The organism is Streptomyces sp. NPDC030991, from assembly GCF_055571235.1.
The window spans coordinates 128,817-146,775 of the sequence record NZ_JBVIFR010000013.1 but is presented as its reverse complement, the minus strand read 5'-3'; the positions used below and the strand labels follow the sequence as shown (position 1 = coordinate 146,775).

14 protein-coding genes are annotated in these 17,959 nt (G+C 73.5%); 6 read left to right on the top strand and 8 right to left on the bottom strand.

Translation table 11 applies throughout. The features are described 5' to 3' along the window. The first annotated feature begins 107 nt into the window (after positions 1–107). Positions 108–1,496 (top strand): MFS transporter, encoded by a 1,389-nt coding sequence (locus ACZ45E_RS24525; RefSeq protein ID WP_468223974.1) that lies wholly within the window; start codon positions 108–110, stop codon positions 1,494–1,496. A 53-nt stretch (positions 1,497–1,549) separates the two neighbouring features. Here ACZ45E_RS24525 and ACZ45E_RS24520 read toward each other — a convergent pair whose 3' ends face one another. From ACZ45E_RS24520 to ACZ45E_RS24495, 6 genes are all read right to left on the bottom strand, one after another. Next, on the bottom strand, positions 1,550–3,487 hold the full coding sequence (locus ACZ45E_RS24520) for a helix-turn-helix domain-containing protein (protein WP_468223972.1): 1,938 nt from the start codon (positions 3,485–3,487) through the stop codon (positions 1,550–1,552). A gap of 21 nt (positions 3,488–3,508) precedes the next feature. Further along, a complete protein-coding gene (locus tag ACZ45E_RS24515) occupies positions 3,509–4,297 on the bottom strand; it encodes a 3-hydroxybutyrate dehydrogenase (RefSeq protein WP_468223969.1) in 789 nt (262 codons plus the stop codon). Positions 4,298–4,352: 55 nt separating this feature from the next. Beyond that, positions 4,353–4,832, bottom strand: a complete 480-nt coding sequence (locus tag ACZ45E_RS24510) for an NUDIX hydrolase (protein ID WP_468223966.1) — start codon at positions 4,830–4,832, stop codon at positions 4,353–4,355. Positions 4,833–4,871: 39 nt separating this feature from the next. Beyond that, positions 4,872–6,482 (bottom strand): apolipoprotein N-acyltransferase, encoded by a 1,611-nt coding sequence (lnt, locus tag ACZ45E_RS24505; RefSeq protein WP_468223964.1) that lies wholly within the window; start codon positions 6,480–6,482, stop codon positions 4,872–4,874. A 203-nt stretch (positions 6,483–6,685) separates the two neighbouring features. Beyond that, the gene (locus ACZ45E_RS24500) at positions 6,686–7,246 is read right to left on the bottom strand and encodes a hypothetical protein (protein WP_468223962.1); all 561 of its coding nucleotides are present in this window, start codon (positions 7,244–7,246) and stop codon (positions 6,686–6,688) included. Between the two features lie 76 nt (positions 7,247–7,322). Continuing rightward, positions 7,323–8,093, bottom strand: coding sequence for a glutamate racemase (locus ACZ45E_RS24495; protein WP_468224290.1), 771 nt, complete (start codon positions 8,091–8,093; stop codon positions 7,323–7,325). Between the two features lie 73 nt (positions 8,094–8,166). Between ACZ45E_RS24495 and ACZ45E_RS24490 the strand changes: the two genes are divergently transcribed. Beyond that, on the top strand, positions 8,167–9,342 hold the full coding sequence (locus tag ACZ45E_RS24490) for a glycosyltransferase (protein WP_468223959.1): 1,176 nt from the start codon (positions 8,167–8,169) through the stop codon (positions 9,340–9,342). A gap of 18 nt (positions 9,343–9,360) precedes the next feature. On the opposite strand, the gene ACZ45E_RS24485 is transcribed toward ACZ45E_RS24490, so the two are convergent. Continuing rightward, positions 9,361–10,584: a TerD family protein gene (locus ACZ45E_RS24485; protein ID WP_468224289.1), complete on the bottom strand. Its 1,224-nt coding sequence runs from the start codon at positions 10,582–10,584 to the stop codon at positions 9,361–9,363. Between the two features lie 265 nt (positions 10,585–10,849). Between ACZ45E_RS24485 and ACZ45E_RS24480 the strand changes: the two genes are divergently transcribed. From ACZ45E_RS24480 to ACZ45E_RS24465, 4 genes are all read left to right on the top strand, one after another. Continuing rightward, the gene (locus tag ACZ45E_RS24480) at positions 10,850–11,260 is read left to right on the top strand and encodes a DUF6643 family protein (RefSeq protein ID WP_468223956.1); all 411 of its coding nucleotides are present in this window, start codon (positions 10,850–10,852) and stop codon (positions 11,258–11,260) included. Positions 11,261–11,319: 59 nt separating this feature from the next. Continuing rightward, on the top strand, positions 11,320–12,141 hold the full coding sequence (locus ACZ45E_RS24475; protein ID WP_468223954.1) for an MOSC domain-containing protein: 822 nt from the start codon (positions 11,320–11,322) through the stop codon (positions 12,139–12,141). Between the two features lie 170 nt (positions 12,142–12,311). Next, positions 12,312–12,917: an Rv1733c family protein gene (locus ACZ45E_RS24470; RefSeq protein WP_468223952.1), complete on the top strand. Its 606-nt coding sequence runs from the start codon at positions 12,312–12,314 to the stop codon at positions 12,915–12,917. A 127-nt stretch (positions 12,918–13,044) separates the two neighbouring features. Then, positions 13,045–15,453, top strand: coding sequence for a right-handed parallel beta-helix repeat-containing protein (locus ACZ45E_RS24465; RefSeq protein ID WP_468223949.1), 2,409 nt, complete (start codon positions 13,045–13,047; stop codon positions 15,451–15,453). Here ACZ45E_RS24465 and ACZ45E_RS24460 read toward each other — a convergent pair. Next, a complete protein-coding gene (locus tag ACZ45E_RS24460; protein WP_468223947.1) occupies positions 15,423–17,777 on the bottom strand; it encodes a hypothetical protein in 2,355 nt (784 codons plus the stop codon). The genes ACZ45E_RS24465 and ACZ45E_RS24460 overlap by 31 nt on opposite strands. Positions 17,778–17,959: the final 182 nt, after the last annotated feature.

Sequence of the window (17,959 nt, the reverse complement as noted above, 5' to 3'; positions counted from 1 at the left end):
CAGTCGATGTGCAAAGTGTGGTGCCCCACCACATACGCCACTGACCTGCGTCTTCCTACCTTGTGGCAGCACGCAGACGTTTCCCTCCCCGCCTGGAAGTGGTGCACATGGCCTCCGCAGCAACCGCTCCGCCGACACCGGCCAGCCTCAAGCGCGTCGTCGCCGCGTCCCTCATCGGCACCACCATCGAGTGGTACGACTTCTTCCTGTACGGCTCCGCCGCCGCCCTGGTGTTCAACAAGCTGTTCTTCCCCGGCTCCGATCCGCTGGTCGGCACCCTGCTCTCCTTCCTGACCTACGCCGTCGGGTTCGCGGCCAGGCCGCTGGGGGCGCTCGTCTTCGGGCACTACGGCGACCGCCTCGGGCGCAAGAAGCTCCTGGTGCTCAGCCTGCTCATGATGGGCGGTGCCACCTTCGCGATCGGCCTGCTCCCCACCTACGCCACCATCGGCGCGGCGGCGCCCGTCCTGCTGACCGTGCTGCGTCTGGTCCAGGGCTTCGCGCTCGGCGGCGAGTGGGGCGGGGCGGTGCTGCTGGTCTCCGAGCACGGGGACGCCGCGCGCCGCGGCTTCTGGGCGTCGTGGCCGCAGACCGGGGCGCCCGCGGGTCAGCTCCTGGCGACCGGCGTGCTCTCGGCCCTCACCGCCCTGATCTCGGACGCGCAGTTCACCTCGTGGGGCTGGCGCATCCCGTTCCTGCTCTCCGGGGTGCTGGTCATGGTCGGCCTGTGGATTCGTCTCTCTGTCGATGAATCGCCGGTCTTCAAGAAGGCGCTGGCCCGGGCCGAGGCCCGCAAGGCGGAGCCGGGCGGGGCGGCCGAGAAGATGCCGCTCGTCGCGGTCCTGCGCCACCACTGGCGCGACGTCCTCGTCGCGATCGGTGCCCGCATGGCCGAGAACATCAGCTACTACGTGATCACGGCGTTCATCCTGGTGTACGCCACCACGTCGGCCGGCGTCTCCAAGCAGACCGCGCTGAACGCCGTACTCGTCGCGTCCGCCGTGCACTTCGCCGCCATCCCCCTCTGGGGCGCCCTGTCGGACCGGATCGGCCGGCGCCCGGTGTACCTGCTGGGCGCGGCGGGCATCGGGCTGTGGATGTTCCCGTTCTTCTCCCTCGTCGACACCGCGAGCTTCGGCAACCTGCTCCTCGCCGTCACCGTCGGCCTGGTGCTGCACGGCGCCATGTACGCCCCGCAGGCCGCCTTCTTCTCCGAGATGTTCGCGACGCGGATGCGCTACTCGGGCGCCTCCATCGGCGCCCAGTTCGCCTCGGTCGCGGCGGGCGCGCCCGCGCCGCTCATCGCGACGGCGCTGCTCGCGGAGTACGACAGCTCGGCGCCGATCGCGCTGTACGTGATCGCCGCCGCGCTCCTGACGCTGCTCGCCGTCGGCGTCGCGAAGGAGACCCGCCACCGCGACCTCGACGCCGTCGGGACGCGGGACGGCACGGGCGGGGCGGCTGCCGAGCCGCGCGCGGGGGCCCACAGCGTCTGACGCTCCCGCCCCGGAGCCGCGCCGCCCTCGTACGCGCCTCACGGCGGGCGGGGTCAGCGCGGGTCCGGGGCGGCCAGCCGGTGCAGCCGCAGGGCCAGTTGGATCTCCAGCGACCGCGCGGGCTCCTGCCAGTCGGGTCCGAGCAGCCGCCCGATCCGCTCCAGCCGCTGGGCGACGGTGTTCACGTGGACGTGCAGCGCGTCCTTGGTGCGGGCCGGGCTCGTGCCGCACGCGAAGTAGGCGTCGAGCGTCCGCACCAGATCGGTTCCCCTGCGCTCGTCGTACCTGACGACCTCGCCGATGGTCCGGGCGACGAACCCGCCGATGTCCCGGCTGTCGGCGAGCAGCAGCCCCAGGAAGCCGAAGTCCTCCGCGGCCGCGCCCTCACCCGCCCTGCCGAGCAGGCGCAGCGCGTCCAGACAGCGCCGGGCCTCTGCGTGGGCGGCGGCGGCGGTGTCGGCCCGGGCGAGGAGGTCCGTGACGGGGGCGGAGGCGCCCACGGTGACCGTCTCGTGGACCGCCGTGCGGAGCCGCTCGGCCACGTGCGCCGCGACGCCGGAGGCCGTGGCGCCTGCGCACAGCGGCAGCAGCAGGACCGTGCCGCCGTCGCGTGCGGCGGCCAGTCCGTGCCGGGTCGCCGCGAGATGGCCGGCCGCCGACCACAGGCGGCGGCGCGCGGCGGCCTCCTGCTCCGCGCCCGCGTCGGCCGTCTCCAGGCGGGCCGCGAGCACGACGTGGGTGGCGCCCAGATCGGCGTGGAGCCGCGCGGCCCTTTCCCGCAGCAGCCGCGGATCGCGGGCGCGGGCGTCGAGCAGGTCGTCCAACAGCTCGCCCCTGACCCGCTGTTCGGCCTCGGACGCGGAGCGCCTGGCCAGCAGCAGCAAGGAGGTGACCATGGCGGCGCGCTCCAGGGTGCGCTGGTCGACGGGGTCGAGACCCGGGTGACCACGCAGCACCAGAGCGCCCAGGAGCTCCCCGCCCGCGGCCACTGCCGCGACCCAGTCCTCCCCGCGGCGCACCGCGTGCCCCTCGGTGCGGGAGACCTCCACGGCCTCGCCGGGGGCGGCGTCCGCGTCGGTGAACTGCACGGTGCTGTCCAGTACTTGGGAGACGGCGGCGGCCACGTCGTGCACGCCGCCGCCGCGCAGGACCAGTTCGGCGAGCCGGTCGTGCACGTCGGAGGCGCGTTCGATGACGCCGCTGCGGTCGCGGATGATCTCGTTGGCCCGCTCCAGCTCGCCGAGCGCTTCCCGGGTCTCCGTGAGCAGGTTGGTGGTGTCGATGGCCGCGGCGGCGAGCGCCGCGAACGAGCCGAGCAGCGCGATCTGTTCACGTTCGAAGACCCGGGCGCGCCGGTCCGCGGCGAACAGCACGCCGATCACGTGCGGCCCCAGGCTGAGCGGCACCCCGAGGATGGCGACGAGGCCCTCGTCCTGGACGCCGGCGTCGATGGTGCGGGTGTGCTGGAAGCGCACGTCCTGCCCGTAGTCCGCGGTGACGTACGGGCGGGCGGTCTGCGCGACGAGGCCGCCGAGCCCCTCCCCCATCCCGAGGCGCAGCTGCTGGAAGCGGGCCGCGACGGAGCCCTCGGTCACCCGCATGCGGGTGTCGCCGCGGGCCGGGTCGTTGAGCGTCAGATACGCCACGTCGGTGCCGAGCAGTGATCGGGCGCGCTGGACGATGGCTTGCAGGACCGCGTCCAGGTCGCGCAGTCCGGCCAGGTCGTGGGCGGTCTCGAACAACGCGGACAGTTCGGCCTCGCGCCGCCGTCTGCCCTCCATCTCCTCCCGCACGCCGAGCGCGAGGCGTTTGGCGCCTTCCAGCTCCGCTATCCGCGTGGGCGTCGCGCCCTCGGCGCGGGCGAGGAGCACCGGCTGTTCGTAGGCGTCGGCGGAGGCGCCCCTGGCGAGCAGCTCCAGGAACGGGGCCTCGGCGTCGGCGGTGGTCACTGGCGCCGGGGCGGCTGCCGGGTGCGGTGGGTGCTGCTCCATGGCCAACAGGATCACCCGCGTTCAGTGAGCGGTCCAGCCGCCGTCGAGGGAGAGCGAGGTACCGGTCATGAACGCGGCCTGCGGCGTGCACAGATAGGCCACCGCCTCGGCGACCTCGTCCGGTTCGATGAGCCGTTTCAGCGCGCTGTCCCGCAGCAGCACCTCGCTCAGCACGCGTTCCGCGGAGAGTCCGTGCGCGGCGGCCTGGTCCGCGATCTGCCGCTCGACGAGCGGCGTACGCACGTAGCCCGGGCTGACGCAGTTCGAGGTGACGCCGTGCGGGGCGCCTTCCAGTGCGGCCGTCTTCGACAGCCCTTCGAGGCCGTGCTTCGCCGCGACGTACGCGGACTTGAACGCGGAGGCGCGCAGCCCGTGCACCGACGACACGTTCACGATGCGGCCCCAGCCCTGCTCGTACATGTGCGGCAGCGCGCCGCGGATCAGCCGGAACGGGGCCTCCAGCATCACCGTCAGGACGGTGTGGAAGACGTCGGGCGGGAACTCCTCGATGGGGCGCACCAGTTGGATCCCCGCGTTGTTCACGAGGACGTCGGCGCCGGCGGCCGCGGCCTCGGCGGCATCGAGGTCGGTGAGATCCAGGACGCAGGGTTCGACGCCCTCGCTCAGCCCGGCCAGCGCGTCGAGGCCCTCCCGGTCCCGGTCCACCGCTCTCACCTTGGCGCCCGCGGCGGCGAGCCGCAGGGCGCAGGCCCGGCCGATGCCGCCGGCGGCGCCGGTGACGAGTGCGGTGCGTCCGCCGAGGTCGAGCGGTGCGGCGGGGGGTGCGGCGAGAGGGGTGCGCGGGGTCATGCTCCGCACCCTAGGCAGCGCGCCGACGCCGCCCGATGTGGCCGGCACCCATACTTCAGTGGTCTCTCGTGGTCTCGAACCATGTCGGTCCTTCGGACTGCGCCTGCTTGATGCGCAGCAGCGCGTCCTCACCGAGCGGCGGCAGCGCGTCCAGCGCGAACCAGGCGACCTCCAGGGACTCCTCGTCGTTCACGCGCGCCTCCCCGCCGGTGGCCCGGCAGCGGAAGGTGATGTTCATGAACTGGCACTCGTCGCCGTTGGGATAGGTGATCTGCTCCGACGCCTGCACGAGGACGACACGTTCGGCGACGCACTCGACGCCGGTCTCCTCCTGCACCTCGCGCGTCGCGACGTCCGCGGGCTGTTCACCCGGCTCGGCGATCCCGGCGGGCAGCGCCCACTTGCCGGTGTCGCTGCGGCGCCCGAGGAGCAGCTGCCCCGCGTCGTCGAGGACGACGGCGGTGACGCCCGGCAGATAGAGCAGCTGGTGGCCGGCGCTGGCCCGGATCCTGCGGATGAACTCTGGAGTTGCCATACCCACGACCCTAACCGCGCGGTCTCACGGTCCGACAACTCAGCCGTTCGTGCGCCGCCCCCGCCGGGAGCGCGCGACGGCCCACGCCAGGCCGCCGACGCCGACCGCCACGAGGAGCGCCTCGGGCCAGGCGCCCGCGCGGGTGGCGAGCGTCCGGGAGGTGCGCCTGGGGACGTCGGCGATCAGGGTGTCGGCCTCGAACATGCCGGTGTGCTGAGCGACGGACCCGTCGGGCCTGATCACCGCGCTGATCCCGCTCGTGACCGGGACCATCACGGCCCGGCCGTGCTCGACGGCGCGTACCCGGTCCATGGCGAGCTGCTGGTAGGTCATCTGGCTGCGCTCGAACGTGGCGTTGTTGCTCGGTACGGAGAGGATCTGTGCGCCCGCGCGGACCTGATCGCGGACCACGTCGTCGAACGCCGCCTCGTAACAGGTCACGTTGCCGATCTTCGTGCCCGCCATGTCGAAGGTGACGGCCTTCTTGCCGGGCACGAACTCGCCGGCGCGGTCGACGTCCTTGCTGAAGATGCGGAAGAAGCTGCGGTACGGCATGTACTCGCCGAACGGTTGCAGGTGCCGCTTGTCGTAGGTCGCGCCCGGGCCCGTCGCGGGGTCCCAGAGGATCAGCCGGTTGCGCGCCGAGCCGTCCTCCGCGGTGACGACGGCGCCCACCGAGATCGGCGCGCCGACGGCCCGGGCGGCCCGGGTGATCTCGTCGTAGGCGTCCTGATTGACGTACGGGTCGATGTCGGAGGAGTTCTCCGGCCACAGGACGAGGTCGGGCCGCTTCGCCTCACCCGACTTGATCTTCGCCGCCAGCTTCATCGTCTCGCGTACGTGGTAGTCGAGCACGGCCCGGCGCTGGGCGTTGAAGTCGAGGCCCATGCGCGGCACGTTGCCCTGGATGAGCGCCACGCGCGCGGTGCCGTCCTGCGCGGCGTTCGACATGAACGGCATGACCGCGGCGCCGGCGACCACGGGCGCGACGGTGAGCACGGCCGCGGCGGCGACGGTGCGGTCGCGCAGCACGCGTGCACCCCCGCCGCCGGAGCGGCGGAGCGCGATGAGGCGCAGGGCGAGCGCGGCGAGGCCGAAGCCGCACAGCACCACGGCGAAGCCGAGCAGCGGTGTGCCGCCGAGCGAGGCGAGCGGCAGGAACACGCCGCTGGGCTGCCCGAAGGCGACCTTGCCCCAGGGGAAGCCACCGAACGGGAACCGGGCGCGCAGCGCCTCGTCCGCTGTCCAGACACCGGCCGCCCACAGCGGCCACAGCGGAAGCCGCGAGACGTACGCGATCCCGAGGCCGGCCAGCGACAGGATCAGCGCCTCGGCGACGGCGAGCGCGAGCCACGGCAGGGGCCCGACATCGACGCCGGTCCACGAGAGCAGCGGCACCAGGTAGGCCAGGCCGAACACGAGCCCGAGGCCGAATCCCGCCCGCATCCGCCGCCCGTGCACGGCGACCCCGAGGAGCCCGAACGACAGCGGCGCCAGCCACGGCAGCTCGCGCGGCGGAAAGCTCGCGTACAGCAGCAGTCCGGCGACCACCGCCAGGCCGACGGGCACGAGCCGTCGCAGGTGGGAGGGGAGAGCGGGCTGCGCGGCGGGCTCGTCCGAGGGGGCGACGGGAGGTGCGGTGGCGGTCACCCGGGGAGTGTACGGCGGGTCACTGTCCACGGGACATGCCGGTCGGGGGGCGACGGTGGGAGCGACGGGGTGGTCCGCGGTGACCGGGCCCGCACGGTCCGTCGGCGTGGACGCGGCGGGCCTCGGCGTCCCGGGCGGCTGTGCCGGGTGGTCCCTGATCATGGCGACCGCGCGAGGGCGCCGCGGACAGAACGAGCGAGGGGTCAGAGAAGGGGGCCGGCGGCCTTCTTGATGCGGTCACGGATGTGCCGCACGGCGCTCTCCGCGTCGTCCACGGTCACCGTGAACTTGCGGCCGTCGCCGAGGCTGAGCACCAGGCCCTCACCGCGGCGTACGACGACCGCCGTGCCGATCTCGGGGCGCCAGCGGTAGCCCCAGCCGCCCCACTGCCGGGGGGTGACGCTCGGCGCGAAGTCCGCGTCGACGACGTGGGCCAGGGGGATGCGGCGGCGCGGCAGGCCGACATGGCCGCAGCGCACCTCCAGATGGTCCTTGTCGACCTTCACCGCGACGTGGAGGAACGCGAGGGTGCCGAACAGGATCAGCAGCCCCGCTGCGATGAGGCCGACCACGGACATGGCCAGCGCGGCGATCCCCGTCGCCCAGGAGCTGACCACGGCCAGCTCGATGCCGAGGGCCAGGCAGGCGAAGCCGCCCAGGGCCAGCAGCCACTGCACGCGATTGCGTGCGCGACCGGTCCAGACATCGCTCGCGTGGGCGGAAGTGCGTCGCCCGGGGTGCTCTTCGGCGGCGTGTTCCCTCATGCACACGAGCCTACTCATGTTCCGCGGTGAAGGCACCGGGTCGCGGAGCGTAACCGCTCCCGATCACCGCCCCCGCTCAGCCGACATGGCTGACGGCCTGCAAGGAACGGCCTTCCGCGTACGTGAGCGCGGCCTGCGGGAGCGCCTCCGTGCGGCCGCTGAGGATCACCGTGAGTCCGCCCCGGGCGTCGGGCCGGGCCGGGGGCCGCTCGCCGATGCGGCGCAGCGCCTGCGCGGCGACGGCGCCCGCGCTGCCGTGGAGCACGAGCGGGGCGGCGCCGGGCCGCTGCACGGCGGCGCGGATACGCTCCGCGACCAGCTCGTAGTGGGTGCAGCCGAGGACGACGGCCTTGACGTCACGCGGGGTGAGGGCGGCGGCAGCGGCGATGGCCCGGTCGATACCGTCCTCGTCGGCCCACTGCACCGCGTCGGCGAGGCCAGGGCAGGGCACCTCGGCGACCTCGACGCCGCCCGCGAAGTCGCGGATCAGCCCGCGCTGGTACGGGCTGCCCGTGGTGGCGGGGGTGGCCCAGATGGCGATGGGGCCGCCTCCCGCCGCGGCCGGCTTGATCGCGGGGACGGTGCCGATGACGGGGATCGCCGGTTCGAGCCGGGCGCGCACGGCCGACAGGGCGTGCACGGAGGCGGTGTTGCAGGCGATGATCAGCGCGTCCGGCCGGTGCGCGGCGGCGGCCTCGCAGGCGGCGAGGGCACGCCGCTCGATGTCCTCGGAGGCGCGCGGACCCCACGGCATGCTGTCGGGGTCGGAGGAGAGCACGAGATCGGCGTCCGGTCGCAGGTTCCGTACCGCGACGGCGGCCGCGAGCAGTCCGATTCCCGAGTCCATCAGCGCGATCTTCACCCGGAAACCATAGACGATCGGCCCGACAAGGCCGTGCCGGTGGGGCAGACTGCGACGGATGGACGTCGTTGTGTGGATCACCGCGGTCTCGCTGGGCGCATGGCTGTGGCTACTGCTCTGCCAGGGGTTCTTCTGGCGCACGGACCTGCGGCTCCCGCCGCGCACGGACCCCGTCGACTGGCCGGACGTGTGCGTCGTCGTACCGGCCAGGGACGAGGCGGCGGTGCTGCCGGACAGCCTGCCGTCGCTGCTCGCGCAGGACTATCCCGGCCGCGCGGAGATCTTCCTCGTGGACGACGGCAGTTCGGACGGTACCGGCGAGGTGGCCCGGGCTCTGGCGCGGCGCCACGGCGGGCTGCCGCTGACGGTCACCTTCCCCGGCGAACCGCCGGCGGGCTGGACGGGGAAGTTGTGGGCGGTGCGGCACGGCATCGGCCTGGCACGCGCGCGTGAGCCTGAGTTCCTGCTGCTGACCGACGCGGACATCGCCCACGAGCCGGGGAGTCTGCGGGCCTTGGTCGCCTCCGCGCGGACGGGCGGCTTCGACCTGGTCTCGCAGATGGCGCGGCTGCGGGTGGCGAGCGGGTGGGAGCGGCTCGTCGTGCCCGCGTTCGTCTACTTCTTCGCGCAGCTCTATCCGTTCCGGCGCATCGCCGACAAGGGTTCGCGCACGGCCGCGGCGGCGGGCGGCTGTGTGCTGCTGCGCACGGCGGCGGCGGAGCGGGCGCGGATCCCGGACGCCATCCGACAGGCGGTGATCGACGACGTGTCGCTCGCGCGGGCCGTGAAGCGCTCGGGGGGCCACATCTGGCTGGGCCTCGCCGAGCACGTCGACAGTGTGCGGCCCTATCCGCGGCTGGCGGATCTGTGGCGGATGGTGTCGCGCAGCGCGTACGCGCAGTTGCGGCACAACCCGCTGGTGCTGCTCGGCACGGTCCTGGGCCTCGCGCTGGTCTATCTGGTGCCGCCCGTCGCCCTCTGCGCGGGGCTGGCCGCGCGCAGCGTGCCGACCGCGCTGCTCGGCGCGCTCGCGTGGGCCGTGATGACGGCGACGTACGGTCCGATGCTGCGCTACTACCGCCAGCCCCTGTGGCAGGCCCCGCTGCTGCCGTTCACCGCCTTCATGTACCTCCTCATGACGGTGGATTCCGCTGTGCAGCACTACAGGGGCCGGGGCGCGGCATGGAAGGGGCGGACGTACGCCCGTCCCGACGCCGCCCCGGAGCAGTCATGAACTCGCCGCCACGGGTGGCTACTTGCGGCCCGGGGTCCAGTCCATGCCCCACCCGTAGGCCTGGTCCACGGTGCGCTGCGGGCTGACGCCCCGCGCGGGGACGAGGTAACGGGCCTCGCGCCGGACGGTCAGGTCGCCGCCCTCCTGGGTGAGGAGGGCGAGCGCGCACACCGTGGAGGGCACCGTGCACTCGTCCAGGGAGAAGTCGATGGGCGCGCCGTTCGACGGTTGCAGGGTCACGGTCGCGTGCAGGTCGGCGAAGCTGCGCGCACCCTCGTAGATCGTCACGAAGAGGAGGATGCGGCGAAAGGCGTCCTTGTGGTCGAGGTTGATGCTGAGGTTCTCGCCGGTGGCGACGGTTCCGCTGCGATCGTCGCCGTCGAGGTGGATGTACGGGGGCTGGTGCAGCGCCCCGAAGGCGTTGCCCAGGGCCTGCACGACGCCTTTGCGTCCGTCGGCGAGTTCGAAGAGGGCGCACAGGTCGAGGTCGAGGTCGCGGTGGGTCGCGGTCGCCCGGCCGCGCTTGCTCCCCCAGCCGCTGAACTGTTTGCGGCTCTCCCAGTTGAGGTTGACGCGCACCGCGCCGGACGTGCCGCCCTGTTTGGCGAGGGACACGGTGGGCGCCGACTTGGTGAGCGTGACCTTGGTGAGGCGTACGGGCTCGGGCGCGGGCGGCGCCGTCGTGGGCGCCGGGGCCGCGGGGGCGGCCGGTGTCGCGCGCTGCGGCTCGTCCACGCTGATCCCGTAGTCGGTGGCGAGCCCTTCGAGGCCGCTGTCGTAGCCCTGGCCGATGGCGCGGAACTTCCAGACGCCCTGGCGCCGGTACAGCTCGCCCAGTACGAAGGCGGTCTCCACGGTCGCGTCGGCGCTGTCGAAGCGGGCGAGTTCGGTGCCCGCGGCGGCGTCGACGACGCGGATGTACAGGCCCCGCACCTGGCCGAAGGTGCCGCCGTCCGTGGACGCGGCGAGGACCACCCGCTCGATGTCCGCCTCCACGCGCGCGAGGTCGACGGAGAGAGTGTCCGTGACGGCATCGGCCGTACTGCTCTTGCCGTCGTGCCGCACCGCTCCGGAGGCGTGCGCGGGCTGGTTGTAGAACACGAAGTCCGCGTCGGAGCGCACCTTTCCGGAGACCAGGAGGAGCGCCGAGGCGTCGGCGTCGGGCACGCCGGGGCCGGAACGCCATCCCAATTCGACGCGCACCGCGGGAGCCGGCACCGCGACATTCGAACCTTTGGCCATTGTCATGTCCGCCCCCAAAGCTTGTCCCGGGATTCCCGGTCAACCTATTCCCCGGCCGGCGAAAGACCCCAGAGCCGCGCTCGAAGATCGTCCGCAACCCTCGGTAACCCGGCAGGAACTCGGCATTTACACGATCTCGACGCCCCACGACGACCGTTTTTGACAAGTTCGCTCACATTGAGGACGTGCCGTCACTGCCAACACGCAAAAGAACCCTCTTATCGGTCTACCCCAACGACCACATCGTGGGCTTAACTTATGTGCCATGACCTCCCCCCGCTCCACCTATGGCGGCGGTTACTACTCCGCGCCGTCCTTCCCGGACACTCCGATCTACGACTCCCTCGTCGCAGAACGGGGCACTCCCCAGATCGCCCCGATCCGGGTTCCCTCCGCGTACGACACCGGCAGCCAGCTGCCCGCCCTGCCCGCACTCCCCTCCGCGCCGTCGCAGCAGTACGGCTACCAGGGTCAGCAGCACGCCCCGATGCAGGCGGCCCCGACCGCGTACATCCCGCAGCAGGCCGCCGCACCGCGCGGCTACCCGGCGCCACAGGCCCAGCCGCAGCGTCCGGCCCCCGGTACCGGCTACGAGGCGATGCGCCCGGCCGCGCCCCGGCCCGCCCCGGCGCCGTACGAGGATCCGTACAACCGCCAGCAGTACCGCGGTTACTGAGCGGCGGATCCGCGCCGCCCGCACAGGGGGCTGTCAGTGCCTGCTGGCAGGATGGCCTCATGTCGCAACCTGTGCTGAGTTCGATCCACGTTCACCCACTGAAGGCGGTTCGGGGGCACGCACCGCGTGAGGCGGTCGTGGAACCGTGGGGGATCGCGGGCGACCGCCGTTGGGTGCTGGTCGACTCCGCACAGAAGATCGTCACGCAGCGCCAGTACCCGCGTCTGGCGTTGGCCGCCGCCGAGCAGGTGCCCGGCGGCGTCCGGCTGTCCGCGCCCGGCATGGACCCGCTCCGCGTCGAGGTGCCCGAGCCCGTCACCACGACCACGATCACGGTCTGGAAGGACAAGGTCGAGGCGGTCCTCGCCGCCCCCGCGGCCCACGCCTGGTGGAGCGCCTGTCTCGACGCGGACATACGCATGCTGCACCTCGACGACCCGGCGACCAGGCGCCCGCTCGTCCCCGAGTACGCCGTGCCCGGCGAGACGGTCAGCTTCGCCGACGCCTTTCCGCTGCTCGTGACGACTCTCTCCTCCCTCGACGCGCTGAACTCCCTGATCGCACAGGGCGACCACGCCGACGAGGGCCCCCTGCCGATGAACCGTTTCCGGCCGAATGTGGTCGTCTCCGGGACCTCCCCCTGGGCGGAGGACGACTGGTCGCGCATCGCCATCGGCGAGGTCCCCTTCCGCGTCACCAAGAAGTGCGGCCGCTGCGTGGTCACGACCACCGACCAGGAGACCGCGGAGCGTGGCAAGGAGCCGCTGCGCACGCTCGCCCGCCACCGCCGCTTCGGTGACCAGCTGTGTTTCGGCACGAACCTGGTGCCGGAGGCGCGCGGCACCGTGCGCGTGGGAGATCCGGTCACGGTGCTCGAATAACCGTCACCCGGTCGGGGAACCCGACGGCGCGGCAAGCTCGTTGGAGGACAATGGCAGTGTCGAAGTCATCGGCACTCGGGTCGAGCGGGGTGAGGTCGCTCTCTCCTGGCCCCGCCCGTGTGCGGACGCTGCCGTCCGGGTCGGGACGGGAGCGGAAGGGGGTGCAGCCCGTGCGAGCGATCACCGGGCTCTGGCGCTGGCGCCGCAATCCACTGCGCCGCGGGACGGACCTGGCGGAGGCCTGGGTCGCGCTGATCGCGCTGGTCCTCGTCGTGGTGGCCGCGCCGCTCGTCGGTGTCGCCGCGGGGTCCCTGTCCCGCGACGCCCTGTACCGCTCCGTCCAGGAGCAGCGCGACCGGCGGCACGAGGTCACGGCGACGGTCGTCAGGAAGGTGGCACAGCCGCCTCTCGACCCCGACCCGGAGACCTCCACCGCGCGGGACGCGCACAGCCGGGTCGTGGCGACCTGGACGGCGCCGGACGGCTCGGCCCACCGTGACCGGGTCGTCGCCGCGCTCACGTCCCCGCGCGCGGGCGACCGGTTCCCGCTGTGGACCGACGCCCAGGGCCATGTCGTGGGTCGCCCGCTCGACCGGGCGACCGCCACCACGCACGCGGTGCTCGCGGGGGTCGGCGCGGCCGTCGCCCTGACCGGCCTGGTGGAAGGCGCCCGGCGCCTCGTCGTCTGGCGCATGGTCCGTGGCCGGTACGCGCGCTGGGACCGCGCCTGGGACATCGCCGGTCCCGACTGGGGCAGGACGGGCACCGGCAGTTGAGAGGGTTGCGGCTGCGGTCAACCCCCGTGCTCCGCGCACGCTACGGTGGACCCACCTTTCGCAGGACACGCGCCGGGCAGGGCGCGGGGACGACGCGCGTACGACGAGGTGGGGGCAGATCAGCGCCATGGCACAGGGCACGGTCCAGGTGACGCACACCGGTACATCGCGGTGGCGGCGCCGCACGGGTGAGTACGCGTCGCTGGCCGCCGCCCTGGAGGCCGCCGCCGACGGAGACGTCCTGACCGTCGCCCCCGGCACGTACAGAGAGAACCTGGTGGTGCAGCGCGCGGTGACGCTGCGCGGCCCCGAGGGCTCCCCCGGCTCGGTGCGCATCGCGCCGGCCGACGGAGTACCGCTGACCGTGCGCGCCTCGGCGACGGTGCAGGACCTGCACATCGAGGGGCAGGACGCCGCGGCGCCCGCGCTGCTGGTCGAGGAAGGCGCCCCGGAGCTCGTCGACATACGCGTCGTCACCCGGTCCGCGTCGGGGATCGAGGTGCGCGGCGGCGCCCGGCCGACGGTCCGGCGCTGCACCGTCGACAATCCCGCGGGCATCGGGATCGCCGTACTGGACGGTGGAGGCGGCGTGTTCGAGGAGTGCGAGGTCGTCGCCGCGGGGCAGGCCGGGGTCGCCGTACGCGGTGGCGCGCACCCCCGTCTGGAGCGCTGCCGGGTGCACCACACCTCCGGTTCGGGCCTGTCGGCGACCGGCGAGCACAGCGGCCTTGAGGCCGTGGGCTGCGAGATCTACGAGGTCAAGGGCTCGGGCGTGCAGATCACCGGTCGGGCCGCGGCCCACCTCACCGACTGCGACGTGCACCGTACGACGGCGGACGGCGTCACGCTCGACACGGACGCGGTGCTCACGCTCGCGGACTGCCGCATCCACGACATCCCGGAGAACGCGATCGACCTGCGCTCCCGCTCCGTGCTCACCCTCACACGGTCCACGGTGCGGCAGTTCGGGCGCAACGGTCTGTCGGTGTGGGACCCGGGCACGCGCGTGGACGCCAACCAGTGCGAGATCTTCGACAGTACGGGCGACTACCCGGCGGTGTGGGTGAGCGACGGCGCGACCGCCGTACTCGACGCGTGCCGGGTCCACGACGTGCCGGACGCGCTGTTCGTGCTCGACCGCGGCTCGCGCGTCGACGTCGTCGACAGCGACCTGAGCCAGGTGCGCAACACCGCCGTGTCGGTGAGCGACGGGGCCACCGCGCAGCTGGACGACTGCCGTATCCGCGAGGCCGCGACCGGGGCCTGGTTCCGTGACCACGGCAGCGGCGGCACGCTCGCCAACTGCACGGTGGACGCGGTCCAGACCGGTGTCATCGTCACCAAGGGCGCCGATCCCACGATCGAGCGCTGCACGGTCACCTCGCCCGCGGAGGCGGGGTTCTACGTCTCCGCGGGCGGCCGGGGCAGCCTCACCGGCTGCCGCGTCACGGACAGCGGCGGCTACGGCTTCCATGTGATCGACGGCTGCCGCACGACCCTGAAGAAGTGCCGTACGGAACGGTGTGCGCGCGGAGGGTACGAGTTCGCCGAGGACGGCCCGCTCGTGGAGGAGTGCACCAGCGACGAGAGCGGCGGCGGCCGCTCCGGCTCCGCGGCGGCCGCTCCGGAGCCGGCCGCCCGGACCGCCACCCAGACGATCGGGCTGCTCGGCACCGTGCCGGACCAGCGGCCCACCGCGCCCGCGAGCGCGCCCCCGAAGCCCTCGCGCCCCTCCACGGACGTGCTGGGCGAACTCGACGCCCTGGTGGGCCTGGAGAGCGTCAAGCGGGAGGTGCGGGCGCTCACCGACATGATCGAGGTGGGGCGCAGGCGGCAGCAGGCCGGCCTCAAGGCGGCGTCCGTGCGGCGGCACCTGGTGTTCACCGGCTCCCCCGGTACCGGCAAGACGACCGTGGCGCGGCTGTACGGCGAGATCCTGGCCGGGCTGGGCGTCCTGGAGCAGGGGCATCTCGTCGAGGTGTCCCGCGTCGACCTGGTCGGCGAGCACATCGGGTCGACCGCGATCCGCACCCAGGAGGCCTTCCAGCGGGCGCACGGCGGTGTGCTGTTCATCGACGAGGCGTACGCGCTCTCCCCCGAGGACTCCGGGCGCGACTTCGGCCGTGAGGCGATCGACACCCTGGTGAAGCTCATGGAGGACCAGCGGGACTCCGTCGTCGTCATCGTCGCGGGGTACACCGCGGAGATGGAGCGGTTCCTGTCGGTCAACCCCGGTGTGGCGTCCCGCTTCTCACGGACCATCACCTTCTCCGACTACGTCCCCGACGAGCTGCTGCGCATCGTGGAGCAGCAGGCCGAGGAGCACGAGTACCGGCTCGCCGCCGGGACGCCGGAAGCGCTGCTCAAGTACTTCACGGCGCTCCCGAAGGGCCCGGTGTTCGGCAACGGGCGCACCGCGCGGCAGACGTTCGAGTCGATGGTGGAGCGGCACGCGGGGCGGGTCGCCCAGGTCGACGAGCCCAGTACCGACGAGCTCACGCTCCTCTACCCGGACGATCTGCCCGAGCTGCCCTGAGGCGTTTCCTCGGGCCGCGGCCGCGGAACGCCCGGCTTGAGGCGGGCCAGCAGGCGCTCCCGTTCCCGGGCGAAGACCGGGTCGGCCTGGTAGTCGCCGTGGCCCAGGATCGGTGCGGGCAGCGGGTGTTGCTCGGTGCGGCCGTAGGCGAGCGGGTCGAGCAGCGCGGGGTGGTCGACCTGGGGGCCGCACTCGCCGGGCAGGCCGATCGGGCCGCCGATGGGGTCGGTCCTGCGGTGCAGATTGCGCCAGCAGTCGACCTGCCGGTGCAGGGACGCCAGAGCGGCGGGTCCGAAGTGCGCCGGGAACCAGCGCCCGTAGAGGCGCTCCAGTGGTGATCCGTAGGTGAGCAGTCCGACGCGCTTGCGCACGGCAGGGTGCAGTTGCCAGGCGGCCGCGGCGGCGAGGACGCTGCCCTGGGAGTGGCCGGAGAGGATCAGCCGGCCGCCCGTCGCGCGCGTCCAGGTGGCCATGCGCCAGGTCAGGTCGGGGACGGCGCGCTCGGCGTAGCAGGGGGGCGCGAAGGGGTGCGCGGCACGCGGCCAGAAGGTGCCCACGTCCCAGAGGATGCCGATGGTCCGGCGGGCGGAGGGGTCCTTGTAGGCGCGCCGCCCCCAGGTGACGAACAGGAGGAAGCCGACGCCGATCAGCCAGGATCCGAGGGCCTGAGCGGTGTCCGCCGCGCCCTGGACGACGGAGTACGATCCCTCGGCCGCCGTCCCCGGCACCTCTTCGGTCGACCAGGCGCCGACCACGGCGAGGACGCCGAGGAGCAGCGTCACCGCGGAGACGACGCCGAGCATGAGGGGGGCCTGGTCGGTGAGGGCGGCCCGCGCGCGGGTGCCCGCGATGCGGTCCGTGCGGGCCGCGTCGGACGGCTCGGCGCGTTCGTCGGGCCGGCCGTCGAGGTGGTAGTCCAGCGGGACGCGGGCCCTCTCGCGCTTCTTGGCGCGCGCGGTGCGCACGGCGAGAGCGGCGCACAGGACGGCGAGGACGATCAGCAGCGGCGGGATCACGGACGCCTGCCAGGAGAGCAGGACCGGCGGCCCTTTGATGAGGCCGCTGGTGCCGTCGAGCCAGTCGGCGACGCGCTGCGCGATGCCGCCGGTCATGACGCCGCCGAGCGCGCAGGCGAGCATCGCGGTGGCCGGGCCGCCGAGGCCGCGCAGGGCGGTACGGCGGTCGGGGGCCCGGCCGTAGATCACCTTCGCGACGACGGCCAGGGCCACCACCAGGGCGCCCTCGGTCAGAACGATGGCGCCGAAGGTCGCGTCGCCGGGCAGCCGCCCGGACGAGTGCCAGCCGGGGCGGGACCAGCCCGCGTACACCATGCTCAGGGCGAGCAGGGCGAGCGACCCGTACGGCAGTGCGCGGACGAGCGCGCGGTCCAGGGTGATGTCCAGCGTGTTCTCGCTGCGGCCGCGGTGGGCGACGACGCCGATGACGAGGAGCCCCCCGGCGAGCAGGGCGCCGACGAGGGCCCATCCGAGGGCGTCGAGGAGCGGGGGGCCGCCGGGCCCGCGGTCGTGGCGGGCCGCGGACGTGCCGACGGCCGCGGCGACGGTGAGCAGCCCCGCCGCGCTGTGCGCCGCGCGCAGCCGGGCGACGAGGCGGCGCCCGTACCAGAAGCCGGGCCTGCCGAGGGCGGTGCTCGTCTCCCCGTCGTCGGGCTCGGGCTCGTGGGGCAGCGGGAGCTGGGACTCGTACGCGCTCCATGTGCGGTGCGAGAGGTACCAGAGCAGGGCGGTCAGCGCGGTGGGCGCGAGCGCGGCGAGTGCGAGGCGGCGGCCGGGCTGGCTCCACCAGCCGCCGGCGCCGTGCGCGTCCACGGAGAGGAAGCCGAGCCAGGCCCGCCGACTCCCGCACGCCGCCGTGCCCGCGCACTGCCAGGCCGTCAGGTCGAGCGCGACCTCGCACGCCGCGGCGACGAAGAGCACGGTGAGGGTGAGTCCCGTCAGGCGGACGAGCAGGCCGTAGAGGCGCACGACGCCGGATCTGCGGCGGGCGTCGGGGCGCATCCAGTGGGCGAGGTTGACGACCATGAAGGGCAGCAGCAGGAGCCACAGGGCCCGTGATCCGTTGCCCGAGGTGAGGTTGCACCACACGTACGCCTCGGGCACGGGCTTGCCGCGGTACTCCTCCGCCCTGCTCTCCGCGTCGACGTCCTCGGCCCGGCGGAAGACCGCGGCCGTCTCGTCGCCCGACACCCGCACCGTGCGCGGGTCGTCGAGCATCTCGTGGGGTGTGGTGCCCCCGACTCCGTGGACGAGCAGTTCCAGGGCGGTCTCGTCCGCCGTCGACGTCTCGTGGTGCTCGCGCGTCATGGTGTGTCCCCCGTTCCTGACCGCCCCCAGGATCCCGGCTCGGGACGCTCGCGCGCATCCCCCGTCACGGAATCTCCCCGATCGTTGCGGCACCGATGTGCTGGTCGTACGCGCGGGCGGTGGTCCGGCCGTCGGTGGCGCGTGCGAGGATGACGCGGCAGAGCAGACCGTGTGGCAGGCGG